The organism is Streptomyces sp. NPDC031100 (genome assembly GCF_055570785.1).
Genome location: NZ_JBVIGN010000011.1, coordinates 80,350 through 99,377 on the forward strand (window position 1 = coordinate 80,350; position 19,028 = coordinate 99,377).

Sequence of the window (19,028 nt, forward strand, 5' to 3'; positions counted from 1 at the left end):
CGCTCGACCTGGGTGCCTCCCCGGGGAGATCCTCCGGGCATGGAGTTCCTCTGCTACCACCGCGACCGGCCTGGTTCCGCAGCACTGCGAGACGAGCTGCTGGAAGAGCACTGGTCCTACATGGACCGGTACGCGAGTCAGATGATCGCCCGGGGCCCGACCATGGCCGACGACGGCGACACGCCCACCGGAAGCGTGCACATCGTCGACCTGCCCGATCCCGCCGCCGCCCGCGTGTTCGCCTTCGACGAGCCGAACTACCAGGCCGGCGTCTACCGGGACGTGCTGCTGCGACGGTGGCGCAACACGCTGGGGCGCACCATGTGGGACTTCCCGGGCGGCCCGACCGACGGCAACCGGTACCTGGTGCTCGGTCTCGGTACGGGGCAGGCCGCTGACCTGGCGGTGCCGCCCGACCGGGCCGAACTGATCGCCTACGGACCGCTGCTGTCCGACGACGGTGCCGCCTGGCTGGGCACGGCGGCACTGGTCCGGGCGCCGGACCCGGGGACGGCACGCGCCGTCCTGACCCCGGACCGGTACGCGGACATCGAGGTGCACAACTGGCAGTTCGGCGGGCGGCCCTCATGACCTGAGGGCGTCCGGGCGGACGAACCTGGTGGGATCCCGTCAGTTCGCGCTCCGCCGGGCGGCGTTCGCCTGCCAGGCGCGGCCGATGGAGCGCATCAGCGCCGGGTACACCCCGAGGTGGCGGAAGGGCTTGATGGCGGCCATGTAGAGGGTTCCGAACAGCCCGTTCGGCTTCACCAGGACGGCCATCTGGCCGCGGAAGCCGCCGGATCCGTCCGGGACCCAGCCGATGTGCATCACCGCGTGCACGGTCTTGTTGCCCATCTCGGCGGCCCACTCGTCGTCCCTCTGATAGAGGGAGGTGAACGGGGACGAGCCGAGGTCGGGGCCCTGGGGACCCCGGCGAAGGTCCGCCGGCAACCGGTCGTGCAGGGAGGGCAGTCGGGTGCCGATGCCGGTACCGGACCTGTCCCAGCCGAGCAGCGCTCCGAGCTTCCAGCGGACGGCGAAGAGCACGCGGGAGACGAGGCCTTCTCCGGTCACCCCGCTCCTGAGGTTTTCGGCGAACTGGCGCACCAGCCACGCAAGGTCGTCGGGTCCGCCGGGGGTGGGCAGTGCCCACACGTCCTCCACCGTGAAGTCGCCGGTGATCTCGTGGATCCGCCAGGGGCGGTCGGTGTGGGCGGTTCGGGGAAGTCGCATGAGCAGACCCCTGTCTATACGGTGGCGTATAGATCCAGCGTAGGGCCATCTATACGCCCCCGTATACTCGATGGGGACGTGAGGAGGCACACACCATGGGCGCGACCCGCACGCCACGGGGCAAGTGGATCGAGGAAGGCTTGCGGGCACTCGTCGCAGGCGGCCCCGAAGCGGTCCGGATCGAGGCACTGGCGCAGGCGCTCGGCGTCAGCAAGGGCGGCTTCTACGGGTACTTCCGCAACCGGGACGCGCTGCTCACCGAAATGCTCGACACCTGGGAGTACGAGGTGACCGAGAGCGTGATCGAGCAGGTGGAGAGCGGCGGGGGAGACGCCAGGGCCAGGCTGGAGCGACTGTTCACGATCGTCGCCGCCGCAGCCGACGGGCCGGTGCTGGGCAGCACCGCCGACATAGCGATCCGCGACTGGGCCCGTCGCGACGCGGCCGTCGCCGAGCGCCTGCGCCGCGTCGACAACCGCCGTATGGACTACCTGCGTTCCCTGTTCTCCGCCTTCTGTCCCGACGAGGACGAGGTCGAGATCCGCTGCCTGATCGCCGCCTCGGTGCGCATCGGCAACCACCTCTACGCCGCCGACAACGGCAAGCGCAGCCGCGCGGAAGTGATGGAGCTGATCAGACAACGGTTGCTGGCATAGCCGGGCTCGAAAGACTGACCCGAGCCAGAGGGGCCTTGACCGGAGACACCCGGTCAAGGCCCCGCGTCGGTGGCTCGCTCACCCCGGCGCCGCGACGCCGGCGTCCTCCTCGCTGCGCATGGCTCGAAGACGACCAGCGAGTCGGTGAACCGGTGGTGGGATGGTGCGGACGTCCCGGTTCAAGGTCAGGGAGCCGGCGTCACGTCGATGATGACGGCCCCGGACCCGCCGGCGTTACCGCCCTCGCCATTCGTCCCGGTACCACCAGCAGACCCGACAAAGCCGCTGGTGGCGCCGGTGCCTCCTTGACCGCCGGCGCCACCACTGCCGCCAGCGCTTCCGGGTCCGCCCCTACCGCCACTCCCGCCGGCGCCGTAGGCGCTGCCGTTGGCGTTGACGGCGGCGCCACCGCCCCCGCTGACGCCACCATTGCCGCCGGCACCACCGGTGCCGCCAGCCCCGCCCGTGGTGGTCACGTGGCTGGCGCCCGAGTTGCCGGTCATACCGGAACGGCCTCCGCCGCCAACGCCACCATTGTTTCCATTACGTGAGTCTCCGGGGACACCCACACAGACTCCTTGCTGGCCGCCGGTACCGCCGCTCCCGCCGGTACCGCCGCCACCGCCACCGCCGCCGGCACCGCCGACACCGCCGAGTAGGCCTGCGGAGCCACCTCTGCCGCCGCTGCCACCTGTCCCGCCGGTCGCGGCACGGGTACCGGCGGTGCCGCCCCTGGCAGTGGCCAGGTTGACCGCGGCGAGGGCCACCCGGCTGTCCGCACCGTTTCCGCCGAGGGTGGCGGAGGCGCCTCTGTTGCCGGGACTGCCGGTAGCTCCGCTGAGGGAGAAAGTGCTGCCGCCGGCGCCACCGGCGCCACCGCTCCCGCCGGCCCCTCCGCCACCGACACTCCCCCCGGCCCCCACCACGACCGTCAATGTCTGGCCGGAGCGAGCTACCACAGCACACTCCAGGAAGCCGCCGGAGCCGCCGCCGCCTCCACCGGCGCCACCGCCTCCACCGCCGCCTCCGCCCCCTCCTCCGCCGCCCACTCGCGGAAGGACGCTGCCGGCCCCGCCGCCCCCGCCGCCGCCCCCGCCGGCACCTCCTCCGCCACCGCCCCCGCCGGCCCCGCCGCCCCAGAGGGAGATGGTCAGGGTTTTCAGAACGCCAGGACCGCTGGGAACCGTGAAGGTGTACCGGCCAGGGGTCGTGAACGTGAAACGCGCCTGCCTCGTCTGCGCAGCAGCGCTGTCAGCGATCACCATCGGTGGGATCAGTCCGCCGACCAGCACTGCCGCGCCTACGCCGGCCCGCATTCCCAGGCCGGCGCGCCTCTGCACGCTTCTCGGATCTATTCGCCCAGGTGTCTGGCTTGGGGGCATGGTCACCTCTCTCGTCAGCGGCCTCTCTCGGATTGATACGGCCGTGAAGAAGACGTGAAGAACACGTCATACGACCCGTTCTAAGAGAAAGCAGGCATCGCTGCTCGATGGCCGACCCATACGAGTGACAGGGCACCTGGCGGGACTGCCGGTCGGGAGAAAGGCATCCGCATGGCTGGCGACGGCGACACTCGGGCACAGCCACCCGTACGGCGGCCTTCCGGCAGCCCTCCGGTGGGAACAGTGGGGATGTCCGTCGAGGAAAGGACGTCCTCATGGCGAAGAACGCCCATGTCTGCCACAGCGGTGACGGTAAGGCCTACTGGTTGCTGAACAGCCTCTATGAGGTCAAGGCGTCCGCTGACCAGACAGGCGGCGCGATGACCGTCATGGAGATGACCATCCCGGAGGGGATGGGTCCACCGCCCCACGCCCACCCCGGTGCCGAGAGCGTCTACGTCATCGAGGGGACGCTCCGTTTCCACATCGGTGACGAGATCGTCGAAGGCGGCCCCGGGTCCTTCTTCCACATCCCTGAGGGCACCTGGGAGCGGTTCGAGCCCACCAGCACGGTCCGGCTCCTGCTCACCTACACGCCGGGCGACGCCGACAAGTTCTTCGACGAGGTGGGCGAGCCGGCCCAGCGGCGGGAGCTGCCGCCCTGGTCGGACGAGCCGCCCGACATCGAGCGCCTCATCGAGGTCGCCGGGCGGCACGGAATCCAGATGCGGCCGATGCCGAATGCCTAGCCGCAGCGTGGCGGCGATCGCGGGCACGGACGTGCACGCCGCCGTGGCTACGCGATGCGCGTCAGCATGATCGAAACAGTTCACCCGCCTGCCGCTCACCCGAGCAGTGCCGCCGCGCACTCCTCCGCCAGGTCCTCCGCGTGCGGCGGCAGCGGCTCGTCGGCCCGGAAGTGGCGGCGGACCAGGGAGAGCGGAAGGTCGACGAGCGCGAGCCTGACGCGCTCGACGGCCTGGGGGCCCCTCGCGCCGAGCGTCTCGGCGAGTGCGGTGACGGCGCCGAGCGTGCGGCGATTGCCCTCGGCGGCCCGGGCGACGTACTGCTCGGACCAGTCGGCGCGGCCGAACTGTCCGGCACCGTAGAGCAGCAAGGTGGCCTCGTCCGGGTGGGCCCGGCACCAGGCGACGATGTGCCGGGCGGCCGCCCGGCCCGCCCGGCGGGGGTCGCTCTCGGTGGTGAGGACGGCGTAGTACCCCTCCTGGAAGCGTTCGAGCGTCCGCAGCCACACCTCGGCCAGCAGGGCCGTCCGGTTCGGGAAGCGGTGGTAGACCGAACCGCTCGGCGCGCCGGTCTCCTTGGCCACGGCGGACATGGTCACGCCCAGGGGGCCTGCTGTGGCGGCCAGTTGCACGGCGGCGTCGAGGAGAAGCGGGGTGTCGAAGCGGGGTGGCCTAGGCATGTAATAGAGAGTACTCTCTACATCATTAGAGAGGCATCTCTATAACGAGCGGGGGAGTGCGTCCCATGAGCGTCTTCAATGTGCACGAACGCGTCCTGACGGCGGATGCGGGCCAGGTCGGCGCGCTGATCGACACCCTGGGCAGCCGCGAGGACCTGCTGTGGCCGCACGGCGGCTGGCCTCCGATGACCTTCGACCGGACGCTGTCCCGGGGCGCCAAGGGCGGGCACGGCCCGGTGCGCTACACCGTCACCGCGTACGTCCCCTCCACCTGGGTGCGCTTCACCTTCCGCGCGCCGCACGGCTTCCACGGGTTCCACGAGTTCACCGTGCTTCCGCTGGACGAGGAGCGGACGGTCCTGCGCCACACCCTCGCCATGAACACCCGGGGCGCGGCCCGCCTCACCTGGCCCCTCGCCTGGCGGCCGCTGCACGACGCCTGCGTGGAGGACGGCCTCGACCGGGCCGAGTCGGCCTGCACCGGGGCGGTGCAGCGGCCGGCGCGCTGGAGTCCGTACGTACGACTGCTGCGGGCTCCCGGCCGGCGCGCGCACTGAGCTGGAGGGCGCCGGTTTCAAACGGGGGTACCGGCGCCCTCCGTCCGCGACGCCGGCCGAAGCGCCCGTGAACCAGCAGCGCCCGCGCCAGGCACCCCAACGCCACCGTCGACAACACCGTCCGTACGACGTTCCACATCACCCAGGGGTTCTCGAAGTGCCCCCGTAGGGAAGAGGGATCGCCCTTGCCCGCAAGGGCGTTGTTCAGCGGGATGTTGAACGCCAGGGTGACGAGGAACGCGAGCGCGTAGGCCGCCAGGGCCGCACCCGCCCAACGGCCGCTCGCCGAGCCCCGCAGCTGCCACGCCGACACTCCCGTCAGCACCAGCGCCCCCATGAAGCTCAGGAAGAACACCGGGTTCTGGATCACGTCGTTGATGGTGCGCATGACCTCGACGTACGTCCGGTCGTCGCTGCGTGCCAGCGCCGGCATCACCGCGCAGGCGAAGATGTAGAAGACCCCCGCGATCAGGCCCATGGCGACAGTGGCGGCGCCCAGGACGACCGTGCCGGTCCGTGTTTCCCTCGTATGCGTCGTTTCCCTCGTATGCGTCATGCCTTCCAGCCAACCCGAGCGGCCCTGGCCCCGGACATGGCTCAAGCGCGCACCCGCATACGCGGGCGTCCAGCTACGCCGGCGCCTGAACAGCCGTACGGCGTTGTGGGTACCGGCTCACGGCACCGGGCCCGGCGGCGCAGGCAGCGCCCCGCCGCAGAGGGCGCCCGGCTCGCACCGTACGACCGCGCGTGCTCCGGGTTGCCGGGCGCGCGCTCTGCCGGACGGCTTCGGCCGGGCATCAGGCTGACGCCGGACCATGGCGGGGACGGGCCGCACCCGGAGACGGGGCGGCGGGCAATCGGGGGGACGACGATGACACGCTGGCAGCCTCTGCCGGATTCGCTGCCCAGAGAGGCACGGCACCTGGTCGAGCAGTTACGCGTCCTGAAGGGCCGTACCGGACTCAGCCTCGCCGAACTGGCCCGGCGCACCGCGTACAGCAAGTCGTCGTGGCAGCGCTATCTCAGCGGGGCCAAGCTGCCGCCGCGAGGAGCGGCACAGGTGCTGAGCCGGCTGGCGGGCGCGGACCAGGCGCGGCTGCTGGCGCTGTGGGAGCTGGCCGAACAGGCGTGGCCGCAGGGCGGGTCGGAGGCCGAGGCGGAGCCGCAACCTGAGCCGGAGCCAGAGGCGCTCGTCGTCGAGCACCGGCGGTGGCGGACGGCGGCACTGCTCGCGTTCGCCGTCATCGTGCTGCTGGTGGCGGGGGCGGGGCTGCTGTGGAAGCGGCCCCGGGGGCGGGCGACCGTACGACCGCCCGCTCCCGAGCCGTAGGCCTCAGCCGCGCTTGTCGTAGTACGCGAGCTTCCAGGGGCCGGTGCCCTTGATCCGCACCCGGTACTTGCCGCTGATCCGCTTGAAGGTGACGTCCTGTGCGTCGCCCTTGTAGGTGACGACGCTGCCCGAGGACGGGCCGACGAGCCACCGCTGGGCGAACCTCCAGCTGTTGTCGGTGACGACGCCGTCGTTGTCCGAGAGGTGGTAGTGCTCCTGCCACCACTGGGTGGCCGATTCCGTCTCGGGGCCGAACGAGCCGTCGATCTGGTTCTTCTGGAAGGTGTGCCAGTCGCCGTCGTCGTCCTGCCACTGGGCGCCGTCCGCGTACAGGACGGTCTCCCACAGAGCGGTGGCGTTGCTCTCGGCGTAGTCGTCGACGCCCAGGTTCTCCTCGTCCTGCCAGTCGTCGGTGACGAGGCCGCCACCGTCGATGCCGTGGTACGAGGCGGCACTCGCGGTGGGTGCCAGGGCGATGCCGGTGGCCCCGGCGCCCAGCAGCGCGGCCGTCGCCATCGCGACGACCCGGATGCGCATGCTCATGAAGTTTCCTTTCTGAACCGCCGTCCCCCGTGGGTCCCCCCTGGGGCGGCTCCCGGTGCTTTCGCAGGACACAGCGTCACGGCCCGGGGCGGGGGCGGCGAGGCATGACGGCGTTTCTGGACCGGAGGGGACCGACCCACGCGCCGGGCACCGGCATCCCCGCCGGGGACGGGTCGGCCGGCGAACCCTGTGGGCCGGGCGGGTCGGCGCGACGGACGACGGGCGCGCCGTCGGCGGTTCGAGGGGTTCCTCGGACGTGTGCGGGCATGCACTGTGAAGAGAAGCGACGGAACGGTTCCCCTGTCCTAGGCGGTGACAGGCACATGGCACTGGGTACGGCCACGGTCCCGAACGAGCTGCGGTTCGACGCCGGGCGGATCTGTCTCGATCTCCTCGCGACCGCGCACCCGGCCGAACGGCTCGACGCCGTCGAGCCGTTGCGCGCCTGGATCAGCGGGTCCGGGCTGGTGCCGCCCGGCACCCCGCTGGGCCACGCCGACGCCTCCTGGCTGCCGGGGTTCAGGGAACTGCGCGGACACATCGGGCAGTTGGTGCGCACCGCCCACCCGGCGGCGGACGCCCGGCCGCCGTACGGGCACGCGCTCGGCCGGCTCAACGAGGTCGCCCGCGTCGCGCCCCCGGCCCTCTGCGCGGTGCCCGGCGAGGACGGCACGCTGGTGCGGGAGTTGGCGCAGGCGCCCGGGTGTGCGGGGTTGCTCGCCCTCGTCGCACGGGACGCCGTGGAGCTGCTCACCGATCCCGTGGCGCGGGCGGCGGTCCGGGAGTGCGAGGGGGACAACTGCCCGCTCGTGTACCTGGACACGTCCCGCGGGCGCCGGAGGCGCTGGTGTTCCAGCGAGGTCTGCGGCAACCGCGAGCGGGTGGCCCGGCACCGGCGGCGGGCGGCTCTCGCCCGGACCTGACAGCGAGCGCCCGGAACCAGACTGTCCGGTACGGGCCTTCTGTCGCATTGCGCCCCTGCGCCGCCCGACGTGATTTCCGCAACACCGAGTTTGCTGTCCACCTTGCGCGGGCAGCTCGGCCGCCCTCGGCGATGTGTCGGAAATGTAAAGATCATGCGGTGGGAATGTGTACGCATGTCCCGGTCGTCACGTCACCTCCAAGAAATATGTCACTCCGCTTTGAACATCGCGCAGCCCCTGTCCGTACGGGTGGGCGAGCGACCGACTGGGGGAACCCCCGGACACCGGAGGTGGGCGTGCGCAAGGATGCGGCCGTGGCCAATGAACGTGGATCGAGGGCCCGACATCGCATGTCCTCACAGCCCTCGGAACCGGATGAGGAGCTGATGCGTGCGCTGTACCGCGAGCACGCCGGACCTCTGCTTGCGTATGTCCTCAGGCTGGTCGCCGGAGACCGGCAGCGCGCCGAGGACGTCGTACAGGAAACACTCATCCGTGCCTGGAAGAACGCCGGTCAGCTCAATCGGGCGACCGGTTCGGTACGCCCCTGGCTGGTGACGGTCGCGCGCCGCATCGTCATCGACGGCCACCGCAGCCGGCAGGCCCGGCCGCAGGAGGTCGATCCGTCGCCGCTGGAGGTCATCCCCGCGGAGGACGAGATCGACAAGGCGCTGTGGCTGATGACGCTGTCGGACGCGCTCGACGACCTGACCCCGGCCCACCGGGAGGTTCTCGTCGAGACCTATTTCAAGGGGCGTACCGTCAACGAGGCGGCGGAAACTCTGGGCATACCCAGCGGAACCGTCCGTTCCCGGGTGTTCTACGCCCTGCGATCGATGAAGCTGGCACTGGAGGAGCGGGGGGTGACGGCGTGATGAGCGGGCACGGGGGTATGCAAGGGTTCGGCACGGGTGGTTCGGGTATGTCTGGGTCCATGCAGGGATCACAGGCTCCGAACGAGCACGAAACCGTCGGTGCCTACGCCCTCGGGATCCTGGACGACGCCGAAGCAACCGCTTTCGAGGCGCATCTCGCCGGCTGCGAGTGGTGCGCCCAACAGCTGGACGAACTGGCCGGGATGGAGCCGATGCTGGCCGCCCTCGCGGACCTGCCGGATTCCGGCAGCACGCCCGCGATCGGCGAGTCGCTGTCCGCGCGGCCCAGCCCACGGCTGGCCGAGAAACTGGTCGACGAGGTCGCCGAGCGCCGGGCACAGAAGCGGCGCAAGGGCTTCTACCTGGTCGCGGCCGCGGCCGCGCTGATCATCGGCGGCCCGGTGGCCGTCATGGCGGCGGGCGGCGGCGACTCGGGAGGGACGACCACACCGCTGGCGGCCACCGCCCAGACGACCTTCGACCAGCTGCCGAAGAAGGTCTCCGGCACGGACGGCACCACCGGCGCCTCGGCCACCGTCGCCATGGGCGAGAAGGCCTGGGGCACCTCGACGGTCCTCCAGCTCAAGGGCGTCAAGGGACCGCTCAAGTGCTCCCTGATCGCCGTCGCCCACAACGGCGAGCGCCAGACACTGGGCTCCTGGTCCGTCCCGAAGTGGGGATACGGCATCCCGGACGCCAAGACCCCGGAGTCCAAGAACCCGCTGTACATCGGCGGCGGCACGGCCCTCAAGCCGAACGAGATCGACCACTTCGAGGTCATGACCTTCGACGGGAAGAAGCTCGTGGAGGTGGACGCGTAGCCGCCGTAGCTTTGCCGGGTCCCCTTCGCGTACGGTTGACGGCTGCCCAGCACGTCAGAAGGGGGCCCGGTGGCCGCTCAGGTTCAGCAGTCCGCGGTCGGCTCGGTACGCAGTGCACACGATTCCGTGCGTGACCGAGAGATCAGCGTCGAACAGGAACACCTGGACCGGGTGTACCGGCGGCTCGAGGAGAAGATCCACGAGGCCGAGTTCCTGATGCACGACGCGGCGAAGCGTGGCCAGGTCGGCACGCCGGGCGCGCTGGCCGAGCGGGACGCGCAGGTCTTCCGGGCCGGCATCCACCTGAACCGGCTGAACAACGAGTTCGAGGACTTCCTCTTCGGGCGGATCGACCTGCTGCTCGGCAAGGACGGGAAGAAGGGTCCCGACGGCGCGTACACGGCGGTGGAGCCCGCCGAGGGCGCGGTCCGGCCCGACAACACCGCCGACATCGCCGAGACCCTGCACATCGGCCGGATCGGCGTACTCGACCAGGACTACGCCCCGCTGGTCATCGACTGGCGGGCACCGGCCGCGGCGCCCTTCTACCGCTCCACCCCGAGGGACCCCGGCCGGGTGGTACGGCGCCGGGTCATCCGCTCCAAGGGCCGCCAGGTCCTCGGTGTCGAGGACGACCTCATGCGCCCGGAGCTGACGGCGTTCCTCGGTGACCGCGAGCTGCCCGTCATCGGCGACGGCGCCCTGATGGCCGCCCTCGGCCAGGCCCGCAGCCACACCATGCGGGACATCGTCGCCTCCATCCAGGCCGAGCAGGACCTGGTCATCCGCGCCCCCGCCGCCTCGGTGACGTACGTCGAGGGCGGCCCGGGCACCGGCAAGACCGCGGTCGCCCTGCACCGCGCCGCCTACCTGCTCTACCAGGACCGCAGACGCTACGCGGGCGGCATCCTGATCGTCTCGCCGACCCCGCTGCTGGTGGCCTACACCGAGGGTGTGCTGCCCTCGCTCGGCGAGGAGGGCCAGGTCGCCATCCGCGCGATCGGCTCGCTGGTCGACGGTGTCGAGGCCGCACTGTACGACTCCCCGTCCGTGGCCCGCGCCAAGGGCTCGTACCGGATGCTGAAGGTGCTGCGGAAGGCCGCCCGGGGCGCGCTGGAGCTGGGGCCGACCGCTCCCGTGGGGCAGCTCGCCCTGGACGAGGACAGCGAGCCGCAGGCCTTCGACGGTCCCCCGTCCCGTCTGCGCGTCGTCGCCTTCGGGCGCCGCCTCGAACTGGAGGCCGCCGAGCTGGAACGTATCCGCCGTACCGCCCTGGGCGGCACCGCGCCCGTCAACCTGCTCCGTCCGCGCGCCCGCAAGCTGCTCCTGGACGCCCTGTGGGCGAAGTCCGGCGCGGCCGGCCGGCACACCGACCCGGAGCTGGCCGCCGAGCTGCGCTCCTCCTTCGACGAGGACGTCACGAGCGAGGACGCCTTCCTCGCCTTCCTCGACGCCTGGTGGCCCGAGCTGACCCCGAAGGGGGTCCTCGCCGCCATGGCGGACGAGCGGCGGCTCGGCCGCTGGGCCCGCCGGATCCTCAACCCCGGCGAGGTCCGCAAGGTAGCCCGCTCGCTGAAGCGGGACGGCTGCTCCGTGCACGACGTCGCCATGCTCGACGAACTCCAGGCCATCCTCGGCGCCCCGGCCCGGCCGAGGAAGAAGCGCGAGCTGGATCCGCTGGACCAGCTCACCGGCCTGGAGGAGCTGATGCCGGTGCGCGAGGAGACCCAGCGGGAGCGGGCCGAGCGGCTCGCGCAGGAACGCGTCGAGTACGCGCACGTCATCGTGGACGAGGCGCAGGACCTCACGCCCATGCAGTGGCGCATGGTCGGCCGCCGCGGCCGGCACGCCACCTGGACGGTCGTGGGCGATCCGGCCCAGTCCTCCTGGTCCGACCCGGACGAGGCGGCCGAGGCCCGCGACGAGGCCCTCGGCACCCGCCCCCGGCGCCGCTTCCAGCTCACCGTGAACTACCGCAACCCGGCCGAGATCGCCGAGCTGGCCGCCAAGGTCCTCGCCCTCGCCATGCCCGGCTCCGAGTCGCCGTCCGCCGTACGGTCCACGGGGGTCGAGCCCCGCTTCTGCGTCGTGCCCGACTCCCTGGAGAAGACCGTGCGGGCCGAGGCCGAGCGGCTCCTCGGGCTGGTGGACGGCACGGTCGGCGTGGTCGTCGCGATGAACCGGCGCGCGGAGGCCCGGCGCTGGCTGGCCGGGCTCGGCGACCGGGTGGTGGCGCTCGGCAGCCTGGAGGCCAAGGGCCTGGAGTACGACGCGACGGTCGTCGTGTCCCCCGCGGAGATCGCCGACGAGTCGCCGGCGGGCCTGCGCGTGCTCTACGTGGCGCTGACCCGGGCCACCCAGCAGCTGACGGTGGTCTCGGGCGATCGGGACGAGCCGGACGCGACGGGCGTGCCGGACCTACTGCGGGACTGAAACCTGTGAAGTCCGCCGACGGGAATGGCCCTACGGGATCCGTTTGTTAGCCTTGGTGTGGCACCGGCTCGATCCAAGCCCCCGGGCCCAACCTTCGTCCCTTAGAGGGACCACTTGCCGCGAGGCGAGCATGGCGGGTCGGTGTCATGAACGTGTGGGAGGCCCACGTCACCATGTGACGTGGGCCTCTTTCTTTGCCTGATCGTTTCTCGTATGGTGGAAGTCGTTTTCCGGAATCACGCGCCCGCCATGAACAAAACGTCCGCAATTCGAGGCGACTATCACGTACTCACGGGTAGGTGCGACGATCGGACGGCACAACTCGCGACACGGTGAAAGCAGAGGAAGTCGGCCATGGCAACGGCGCCCAGCGTCTCCTACTCGATGACCATCCGGCTGGAGGTGCCCGCGAGCGGAACCGCCGTCTCGCAGCTCACCAACGCCGTGGAGTCCTCCGGAGGCTCGGTCACGGGCCTCGACGTCACCGCGTCCGGTCACGAGAAGCTCCGCATCGACGTCACGATCGCGGCCACCTCCACGGCCCACGCCGAGGAGATCGTCGGCAAACTCCGCGGCATCGAGGGCGTCACGCTCGGCAAGGTCTCCGACCGTACGTTCCTGATGCACCTCGGCGGCAAGATCGAGATGGCGTCGAAGCACCCCATCCGCAACCGTGACGACCTCTCCATGATCTACACGCCGGGTGTGGCCCGCGTCTGCATGGCGATCGCCGAGAACCCCGAGGACGCCCGCCGCCTCACCATCAAGCGCAACTCCGTTGCGGTCGTGACGGACGGCTCCGCCGTGCTGGGCCTCGGCAACATCGGCCCCAAGGCCGCACTGCCCGTCATGGAGGGCAAGGCGGCCCTCTTCAAGCGCTTCGCCGGCATCGACGCCTGGCCGCTGTGCCTGGACACCCAGGACACCGACGCCATCGTCGAGATCGTCAAGGCGATCGCCCCCGGCTTCGCCGGCATCAACCTCGAGGACATCTCCGCGCCCCGCTGCTTCGAGATCGAGGCCCGCCTGCGCGAGGCCCTCGACATCCCCGTCTTCCACGACGACCAGCACGGCACCGCGATCGTCGTCCTCGCCGCCCTGACCAACGCACTTCGCGTCACCGGCAAGGCGATCGAGAACATCCGCGTCGTCATGTCCGGTGCCGGCGCGGCCGGTACGGCCATCCTCAAGCTGCTCATCGCGGCGGGCGTGAAGAACGCCGTCGTCGCCGACATCCACGGCGTCGTGCACGCCGGCCGCGCGGACCTGGTGAACGCCCCGGCCGACTCCCCGCTGCGCTGGATCGCCGACAACACCAACCCCGAGGGCCTGACCGGCACTCTGAAGGAGGCCGTGCGCGGCGCCGACGTCTTCATCGGCGTCTCCGCCCCGAACGTCCTCGACGGCGACGACGTGGCCGCGATGGCCGACGACGCCATCGTGTTCGCGCTCGCGAACCCGGACCCCGAGGTCGACCCCGCAATCGCCCGTCAGACGGCCGCAGTTGTGGCCACCGGCCGCTCCGACTTCCCGAACCAGATCAACAACGTGCTGGTCTTCCCGGGCGTCTTCCGCGGCCTGCTGGACGCGCAGTCCCGCACGGTCAACACCGAGATGATGCTCGCCGCCGCGAAGGCCCTCGCCGACGTGGTGACCGAGGACGAGCTGAACCCGAACTACATCATCCCGAGCGTCTTCAACGACAAGGTCGCGGGCGCGGTCGCCGGAGCCGTGCGCGAGGCGGCCAAGGCGGTCGGCGCGGCGTCCTAGCCGCCCGTGACGTAGGGTTCAGATGCTGTGAGACGGACCTGTGCAGGGGCTGTGAGGAGCGACACGCGGCCCCGCACCGGCGCGTCGCGGAACCCCGCACCGGCGGGTGCCCTCTAGGGTGACGGGCGAGCAGGCGCTTTTCGGGTGACTCCCTAGGGTGTTCTCACGACTCCTACGGGTGCCGGATTGGCTTTCCCGCCGCAGGTAGGGGCAGGATGCGTCCCTGGGCGCGAGCGCATCGGCATCGATCTCACCTCACGCCTCAACGGCAAGAAGAACACGGGAGTAACAACATGAACCGCAGTGAGCTGGTGGCCGCGCTGGCCGACCGCGCCGAGGTGACCCGCAAGGACGCCGACGCCGTTCTGGCCGCGTTCGCCGAGGTTGTCGGCGACATCGTCTCCAAGGGCGACGAGAAGGTCACCATCCCCGGCTTCCTGACCTTCGAGCGCACCCACCGTGCCGCTCGTACCGCGCGCAACCCGCAGACCGGTGAGCCCATCAACATCCCGGCCGGCTACAGCGTGAAGGTCTCCGCGGGCTCCAAGCTCAAGGAAGCGGCCAAGGGCAAGTAAGCGCCCCGCTGAAAAGCGCCGATGGGGCGGCACCCGGACTTCGGGGTGCCGCCCCATCGTGGTTGCGGTCACGGCCTCAGGCGTCGCCCGGGCTGGAACTACCCAAGCGCCTTACCAGGCAACTCCACCTTCGCGCCCAGTTCCACGAGCTTCTCCATGAAGTTCTCGTAGCCGCGGTTGATCAGGTCGATGCCGTGGACGCGGGAGGTGCCCTCGGCCGCCAGGGCCGCGATCAGGTACGAGAAGCCGCCGCGCAGGTCGGGGATGATCAGGTCGGCGCCCTGGAGTTTGGTGGGGCCGGAGACGACCGCGGAGTGCAGGAAGTTGCGCTGGCCGAAGCGGCAGTCGGAGCCGCCCAGGCACTCGCGGTAGAGCTGGATGTGCGCGCCCATCTGGTTGAGCGCGGAGGTGAAGCCGAGCCGGGACTCGTACACCGTCTCGTGGATGATGGACAGGCCCGTGGCCTGCGTCAGGGCCACCACCAGCGGCTGCTGCCAGTCGGTCTGGAAGCCGGGGTGCACGTCCGTCTCCAGCGCGATGGACTTCAGCTGGCCGCCCGGGTGCCAGAAGCGGATGCCCTCGTCGTCGATCTCGAAGGCACCGCCCACCTTCCGGTAGGTGTTCAGGAACGTCATCATCGAGCGCTGCTGGGCGCCGCGGACGTAGATGTTGCCGTTGGTCGCGAGGGCCGCCGACGCCCAGGACGCGGCCTCCAGACGGTCCGGCAGGGCGCGGTGGGTGTAGCCGCCGAGCTTGTCCACACCGGTGATGCGGATCGTCCGGTCGGTGTCCATCGCGATGATCGCGCCCATCTTCTGCAGCACGCAGATGAGGTCCTCGATCTCCGGCTCGACGGCCGCGTTGGACAACTCCGTGACACCCTCGGCGAGTACGGCCGTCAGCAGCACCTGCTCGGTCGCGCCGACGGACGGGTACGGCAGCCGGATCTTCGTACCGCGCAGCCGCTGCGGCGCCTCCAGATACTGCCCGTCCGCCCGCTTCTCGATGGTCGCGCCGAACTGCCGCAGCACGTCGAAGTGGAAGTCGATGGGCCGGCCGCCGATGTCGCAGCCGCCGAGGCCCGGGATGAAGGCGTGGCCGAGGCGGTGCAGCAGCGGGCCGCAGAAGAGGATCGGGATGCGGCTGGAACCCGCGTGGGCATCGATGTCAGCGACGTTCGCGCTCTCCACGTAGGTCGGGTCCAGCACCAGCTCGGCGGGCTCCTCACCCGGACGGACCGTCACCCCGTGCAGCTGGAGCAGGCCGCGTACGACGCGCACGTCACGGATGTCCGGAACGTTGCGCAGTCGGCTCGGCTCGCTGCCCAGCAGGGCGGCGACCATGGCCTTCGGTACGAGGTTCTTCGCACCGCGGACACGGATCTCGCCCTCCAGCGGGGTTCCGCCGTGGACAAGCAGGACATCGTCGTTGACGGTCATGAATCTCGCGTTCCGATGAGTCGGGCAGGGGTCCGGCCGATCACTTAGCGCGGGGGCCGGAAAGACAGGGTAATCGCCGATCACCCCCCTGCCGTAAGCCCAAGTACCAGCCAGCAACGTCATAGCTGTGTCACAACACGAACCGTTCCGCATCGGGCACATGGGGTCACCGAAGACGGGCGTGCGCCGGGGCTGCGCCCCTGTGCCCTGAGCTGCGTTCACTCCCACACCCCCATTGGCTCCCCACTTCAGGGGAAGATGCGGGATCATGTCTGGCATGACCGAGGTGTCCTCGCTCACAGGGCGGCTGCTCGTGGCCACGCCCGCCCTGGCGGACCCGAACTTCGACCGTGCGGTGGTGCTCCTTCTCGACCACGACGAGGAGGGCTCCCTCGGTGTCGTCCTCAACCGTCCCACGCCGGTGGGCGTGGGGGACATCCTGGAAGGCTGGGCCGATCTCGCCGGGGAGCCCGGCGTCGTCTTCCAGGGCGGACCCGTCTCGCTGGACTCGGCGCTCGGCGTCGCGGTCATCCCGGGCGGTGAGAACGGCGACAGCGCCCCGCTCGGCTGGCGGCGGGTGCACGGCGCGATCGGCCTGGTGGACCTGGAGGCTCCGCCCGAGCTGCTCGCCTCGGCCCTCGGCTCCCTGCGGATCTTCGCCGGATACGCCGGCTGGGGCCCCGGCCAGCTGGAGGACGAGCTGGTGGAGGGAGCCTGGTACGTCGTCGAGTCCGAGCCGGGCGACGTGTCCTCGCCGGCCCCGGAGAGACTCTGGCGCGAGGTGCTGCGCCGCCAGCGCAACGAGCTGGCGATGGTCGCCACGTACCCCGACGACCCGTCGCTCAACTGATGTCTGTGCGCTTCAGTACTCTTGCTGATATGAGCACTCTTGAGCCCGAGCGCGGGACTGGTACGGGAACCCTCGTAGAGCCGACGCCACAGGTGTCCCACGGCGACGGCGACCACGAGCGCTTCGCCCACTACGTCCAGAAGGACAAGATCATGGCGAGCGCCCTCGACGGCACCCCCGTCGTGGCGCTGTGCGGCAAGGTGTGGGTCCCGGGCCGCGACCCGAAGAAGTACCCCGTGTGCCCCATGTGCAAGGAGATCTACGAGTCCATGGGCAGCGGCGGCGACGACAAGGGCGGCGACAAGTAAGGGTGCCCCTGCCCGCCTGAAGGCCGTGAGGCCCCCGGGACGCGTCGAGGCGCGTCCCGGGGGCCTTTGTGCTTTCTGGACACGGAGTGGTGTAGACCTCTTGTCGGCATGTTCATGTAGTCCATAGTCTCCGTGGTGTTGTGCAGAGCGAAACAGTCATTGCACATAATGCAACGCCACTCTGGTCTTGGGACTGGGCGGAGCGGAAAAGGACTGACGTGACTGACTTGGATCTGATTCCGGCTCCGAGGCGCTTGCTCCGAAGCGCGGACGGTCACGACCGCCTGGACCGGGAGACGCAGGTGGAGGCGAGGCCCGGCACCGAGGGCGTCGCGCGCTGGCTGCGGGCAACGGTCGGCGCCGCGACCGGCCTGCCTCTTCGGGAGGGCGCCGACGACGACAACCGCATCGTGCTGAGCATCGAACCTGACCTGCCCCGGGAGGGCTACCGCATCGTGGTCGACGGGTATGCGCGCCGCATTCAGGGCGGCAGCGCGGCCGGCGTCTTGCACGGAGCCCAGACCTTCCGGCAACTCCTCGGCCCCGACGCCTTCCGGCGGGCTCCCGTACGGCCGGACCGGGAATGGGACCTGCCGATGGTCAGCATCGAGGACTCGCCGCGATTCCGCTGGCGCGGCCTCATGCTCGACGTCGCCCGGCACTTCATGCCCAAGGAAGGCGTCCTGCGCTATCTGGACCTGATGGCCGCGCACAAACTCAACGTCTTCCACTTCCACCTGACGGACGACCAGGGCTGGCGGATCGAGATCAAGCGATATCCGAAGCTGACCGAGGTCGCCTCCTGGCGGGCGCGGACGAAATTCGGTCACCGCGCCTCGCCGCTGTGGGAGGAGAAGCCGCACGGGGGTTACTACACCCAGGACGACATCCGGGAGATCGTCTCCTACGCCGCCGAGCGGCATATCAGCGTCGTCCCCGAAATCGACGTACCGGGCCACTCGCAGGCCGCCATCGCCGCGTATCCGGAACTCGGCAACACCGACGTCATCGACACCACCGCCCTCACCGTCTGGGACTCCTGGGGGATCTCCTCCAACGTACTCGCCCCCACTGACACCACCCTGCGCTTCTACGAGGGGGTGTTCGACGAAGTCCTGGAGCTGTTCCCGGCGGACGCCGCCGAGTTCTCGGCGTTCGTCCACGTCGGCGGCGACGAATGCCGCAAGGAGCAGTGGCGCGAGTCGGTGACCGCCAAGACCCGTATCGCGGACCAAGGACTCGCCGACGAGGACGAGTTGCAGTCCTGGTTCATCGGGCACTTCGACAAGTGGCTCTCCGCGCGCGGGCGCCGCCTGATCGGCTGGGACGAGATCCTGGAGGGCGGTCTCGCGCCGGGAGCGGCGGTGTCCTCCTGGCGCGGCTACGGCGGCGGCGTCGCGGCCGCACGGGCCGGGCACGACGTCGTCATGTGCCCGGAGCAGTACGTCTACCTGGACCACCGTCAGGCCCCGGGCGAGGACGAGCCCGTGCCGATCGGTTTCGTGCGCACCCTGGAGGACGTCTACCGGTTCGAGCCCGTTCCGGCCGAGCTCACGCCCGAGGAGGCCCGCCATGTGCTGGGCACCCAGGCCAACGTGTGGACCGAGGTGATGGAGGACGCCGCGCGCGTGGACTACCAGACCTTCCCGCGGCTCGCCGCCTTCGCCGAGGTCGCCTGGAGCCCGCTGCCCACCCCGCAGGAGCGCGACTATGCCGGCTTCGAGCGCCGTATGGCCGCCCACTACCGGCGACTTGACGCCCTCGGCGTCGCCTACCGGCCGCCCACAGGGCCCCGGCCCTGGCAGAAACGCCCGGGTGTGCCCGGCCGCCCGGTCGACGGGCCGCCACCGAACCGATAACGGGAAAACTACGGGAACAGATAACGGGAAAACTACGGCAGGATCACC

Annotated in this window: 19 protein-coding genes and 1 pseudogene; 14 read left to right on the forward strand and 6 right to left on the reverse strand. The window is 70.6% G+C overall.

Annotation, left to right across the window (positions count from 1 at the left end):
* Nucleotides 1-39: 39 nt before the first annotated feature.
* Nucleotides 40-591 (forward strand): YciI family protein, encoded by a 552-nt coding sequence (locus ACZ5DS_RS28685; protein WP_468243975.1) that lies wholly within the window; start codon nt 40-42, stop codon nt 589-591.
* A 39-nt stretch (nt 592-630) separates the two neighbouring features.
* Here the strand turns inward: ACZ5DS_RS28685 and ACZ5DS_RS28690 are convergent, their stop codons facing one another.
* Nucleotides 631-1,233, reverse strand: a complete 603-nt coding sequence (locus ACZ5DS_RS28690; RefSeq protein WP_468243978.1) for a DUF2867 domain-containing protein — start codon at nt 1,231-1,233, stop codon at nt 631-633.
* Nucleotides 1,234-1,328: 95 nt separating this feature from the next.
* Here ACZ5DS_RS28690 and ACZ5DS_RS28695 point away from each other — a divergent pair, with 95 nt between their 5' ends.
* A complete protein-coding gene (locus ACZ5DS_RS28695) occupies nt 1,329-1,889 on the forward strand; it encodes a TetR/AcrR family transcriptional regulator (RefSeq protein WP_468243981.1) in 561 nt (186 codons plus the stop codon).
* A 952-nt stretch (nt 1,890-2,841) separates the two neighbouring features.
* Here the strand turns inward: ACZ5DS_RS28695 and ACZ5DS_RS28700 are convergent.
* A complete protein-coding gene (locus ACZ5DS_RS28700) occupies nt 2,842-3,003 on the reverse strand; it encodes a hypothetical protein (protein ID WP_468243983.1) in 162 nt (53 codons plus the stop codon).
* Nucleotides 3,004-3,546: 543 nt separating this feature from the next.
* Between ACZ5DS_RS28700 and ACZ5DS_RS28705 the strand changes: the two genes are divergently transcribed.
* Entirely contained in the window at nt 3,547-4,020 is a 474-nt protein-coding gene (locus tag ACZ5DS_RS28705) for a cupin domain-containing protein (RefSeq protein WP_468243986.1), read from the forward strand.
* 95 nt (nt 4,021-4,115) lie between these two features.
* Here ACZ5DS_RS28705 and ACZ5DS_RS28710 read toward each other — a convergent pair whose 3' ends face one another.
* Entirely contained in the window at nt 4,116-4,697 is a 582-nt protein-coding gene (locus ACZ5DS_RS28710) for a TetR/AcrR family transcriptional regulator (RefSeq protein WP_468243989.1), read from the reverse strand.
* Between the two features lie 65 nt (nt 4,698-4,762).
* Between ACZ5DS_RS28710 and ACZ5DS_RS28715 the strand changes: the two genes are divergently transcribed.
* Nucleotides 4,763-5,254 (forward strand): SRPBCC family protein, encoded by a 492-nt coding sequence (locus tag ACZ5DS_RS28715; RefSeq protein WP_468243992.1) that lies wholly within the window; start codon nt 4,763-4,765, stop codon nt 5,252-5,254.
* Nucleotides 5,255-5,285: 31 nt separating this feature from the next.
* Here ACZ5DS_RS28715 and ACZ5DS_RS28720 read toward each other — a convergent pair.
* Nucleotides 5,286-5,810, reverse strand: a pseudogene (locus ACZ5DS_RS28720) (anthrone oxygenase family protein); the annotation flags it as partial.
* Nucleotides 5,811-6,125: 315 nt separating this feature from the next.
* Between ACZ5DS_RS28720 and ACZ5DS_RS28725 the strand changes: the two are divergent.
* A complete protein-coding gene (locus ACZ5DS_RS28725) occupies nt 6,126-6,584 on the forward strand; it encodes a helix-turn-helix domain-containing protein (protein WP_468243995.1) in 459 nt (152 codons plus the stop codon).
* 3 nt (nt 6,585-6,587) lie between these two features.
* On the opposite strand, the gene ACZ5DS_RS28730 is transcribed toward ACZ5DS_RS28725, so the two are convergent.
* Nucleotides 6,588-7,127 (reverse strand): peptidoglycan-binding domain-containing protein, encoded by a 540-nt coding sequence (locus ACZ5DS_RS28730; RefSeq protein ID WP_468243997.1) that lies wholly within the window; start codon nt 7,125-7,127, stop codon nt 6,588-6,590.
* 323 nt (nt 7,128-7,450) lie between these two features.
* Between ACZ5DS_RS28730 and ACZ5DS_RS28735 the strand changes: the two genes are divergently transcribed.
* From ACZ5DS_RS28735 to ACZ5DS_RS28760, 6 genes are all read left to right on the forward strand, one after another.
* On the forward strand, nt 7,451-8,050 hold the full coding sequence (locus tag ACZ5DS_RS28735) for a CGNR zinc finger domain-containing protein (RefSeq protein WP_468243999.1): 600 nt from the start codon (nt 7,451-7,453) through the stop codon (nt 8,048-8,050).
* Nucleotides 8,051-8,340: 290 nt separating this feature from the next.
* Nucleotides 8,341-8,925, forward strand: coding sequence for a sigma-70 family RNA polymerase sigma factor (locus ACZ5DS_RS28740; RefSeq protein ID WP_030167252.1), 585 nt, complete (start codon nt 8,341-8,343; stop codon nt 8,923-8,925).
* 59 nt (nt 8,926-8,984) lie between these two features.
* Complete coding sequence (locus ACZ5DS_RS28745; RefSeq protein WP_468244002.1) at nt 8,985-9,746, forward strand: anti-sigma factor family protein; 762 nt, start codon at nt 8,985-8,987, stop codon at nt 9,744-9,746.
* 69 nt (nt 9,747-9,815) lie between these two features.
* Nucleotides 9,816-12,179, forward strand: a complete 2,364-nt coding sequence (locus ACZ5DS_RS28750) for a HelD family protein (RefSeq protein WP_468244004.1) — start codon at nt 9,816-9,818, stop codon at nt 12,177-12,179.
* Between the two features lie 354 nt (nt 12,180-12,533).
* Entirely contained in the window at nt 12,534-13,949 is a 1,416-nt protein-coding gene (locus ACZ5DS_RS28755) for an NAD-dependent malic enzyme (RefSeq protein WP_468244007.1), read from the forward strand.
* 293 nt (nt 13,950-14,242) lie between these two features.
* Nucleotides 14,243-14,524, forward strand: coding sequence for an HU family DNA-binding protein (locus ACZ5DS_RS28760; RefSeq protein ID WP_067001509.1), 282 nt, complete (start codon nt 14,243-14,245; stop codon nt 14,522-14,524).
* Between the two features lie 98 nt (nt 14,525-14,622).
* Here ACZ5DS_RS28760 and murA read toward each other — a convergent pair whose 3' ends face one another.
* On the reverse strand, nt 14,623-15,963 hold the full coding sequence (gene murA, locus ACZ5DS_RS28765) for a UDP-N-acetylglucosamine 1-carboxyvinyltransferase (RefSeq protein ID WP_468244011.1): 1,341 nt from the start codon (nt 15,961-15,963) through the stop codon (nt 14,623-14,625).
* A 277-nt stretch (nt 15,964-16,240) separates the two neighbouring features.
* Between murA and ACZ5DS_RS28770 the strand changes: the two genes are divergently transcribed.
* The 3 genes from ACZ5DS_RS28770 (at nt 16,241) to ACZ5DS_RS28780 (ending at nt 18,980) form a co-directional block, all read left to right on the forward strand.
* A complete protein-coding gene (locus ACZ5DS_RS28770; protein ID WP_468244013.1) occupies nt 16,241-16,813 on the forward strand; it encodes a YqgE/AlgH family protein in 573 nt (190 codons plus the stop codon).
* A gap of 29 nt (nt 16,814-16,842) precedes the next feature.
* Nucleotides 16,843-17,121 carry a DUF3039 domain-containing protein gene (locus ACZ5DS_RS28775; RefSeq protein ID WP_143638399.1) on the forward strand — a complete coding sequence of 93 codons (279 nt, stop codon included), beginning with the start codon at nt 16,843-16,845 and terminating at the stop codon, nt 17,119-17,121.
* Nucleotides 17,122-17,339: 218 nt separating this feature from the next.
* Nucleotides 17,340-18,980, forward strand: a complete 1,641-nt coding sequence (locus ACZ5DS_RS28780) for a beta-N-acetylhexosaminidase (protein ID WP_468244017.1) — start codon at nt 17,340-17,342, stop codon at nt 18,978-18,980.
* The last annotated feature ends 48 nt before the right edge of the window (nt 18,981-19,028 follow it).

Excerpts from the sequence above, each read along its gene's own strand:
- ACZ5DS_RS28685 (WP_468243975.1), top strand. The coding sequence starts at position 40 with ATGGAGTTCCTCTGCTACCACCGCGACCGGCCTGGTTCCGCAGCACTG.
- ACZ5DS_RS28690 (WP_468243978.1), bottom strand. The coding sequence starts at position 1,233 with ATGCGACTTCCCCGAACCGCCCACACCGACCGCCCCTGGCGGATCCAC.
- ACZ5DS_RS28695 (WP_468243981.1), top strand. The coding sequence starts at position 1,329 with ATGGGCGCGACCCGCACGCCACGGGGCAAGTGGATCGAGGAAGGCTTG.
- ACZ5DS_RS28705 (WP_468243986.1), top strand. The coding sequence starts at position 3,547 with ATGGCGAAGAACGCCCATGTCTGCCACAGCGGTGACGGTAAGGCCTAC.
- ACZ5DS_RS28710 (WP_468243989.1), bottom strand. The coding sequence starts at position 4,697 with ATGCCTAGGCCACCCCGCTTCGACACCCCGCTTCTCCTCGACGCCGCC.
- ACZ5DS_RS28715 (WP_468243992.1), top strand. The coding sequence starts at position 4,763 with ATGAGCGTCTTCAATGTGCACGAACGCGTCCTGACGGCGGATGCGGGC.
- ACZ5DS_RS28725 (WP_468243995.1), top strand. The coding sequence starts at position 6,126 with ATGACACGCTGGCAGCCTCTGCCGGATTCGCTGCCCAGAGAGGCACGG.
- ACZ5DS_RS28730 (WP_468243997.1), bottom strand. The coding sequence starts at position 7,127 with ATGAGCATGCGCATCCGGGTCGTCGCGATGGCGACGGCCGCGCTGCTG.
- ACZ5DS_RS28735 (WP_468243999.1), top strand. The coding sequence starts at position 7,451 with ATGGCACTGGGTACGGCCACGGTCCCGAACGAGCTGCGGTTCGACGCC.
- ACZ5DS_RS28745 (WP_468244002.1), top strand. The coding sequence starts at position 8,985 with ATGCAGGGATCACAGGCTCCGAACGAGCACGAAACCGTCGGTGCCTAC.
- ACZ5DS_RS28755 (WP_468244007.1), top strand. The coding sequence starts at position 12,534 with ATGGCAACGGCGCCCAGCGTCTCCTACTCGATGACCATCCGGCTGGAG.
- ACZ5DS_RS28760 (WP_067001509.1), top strand. The coding sequence starts at position 14,243 with ATGAACCGCAGTGAGCTGGTGGCCGCGCTGGCCGACCGCGCCGAGGTG.
- murA (WP_468244011.1), bottom strand. The coding sequence starts at position 15,963 with ATGACCGTCAACGACGATGTCCTGCTTGTCCACGGCGGAACCCCGCTG.
- ACZ5DS_RS28770 (WP_468244013.1), top strand. The coding sequence starts at position 16,241 with ATGACCGAGGTGTCCTCGCTCACAGGGCGGCTGCTCGTGGCCACGCCC.
- ACZ5DS_RS28775 (WP_143638399.1), top strand. The coding sequence starts at position 16,843 with ATGAGCACTCTTGAGCCCGAGCGCGGGACTGGTACGGGAACCCTCGTA.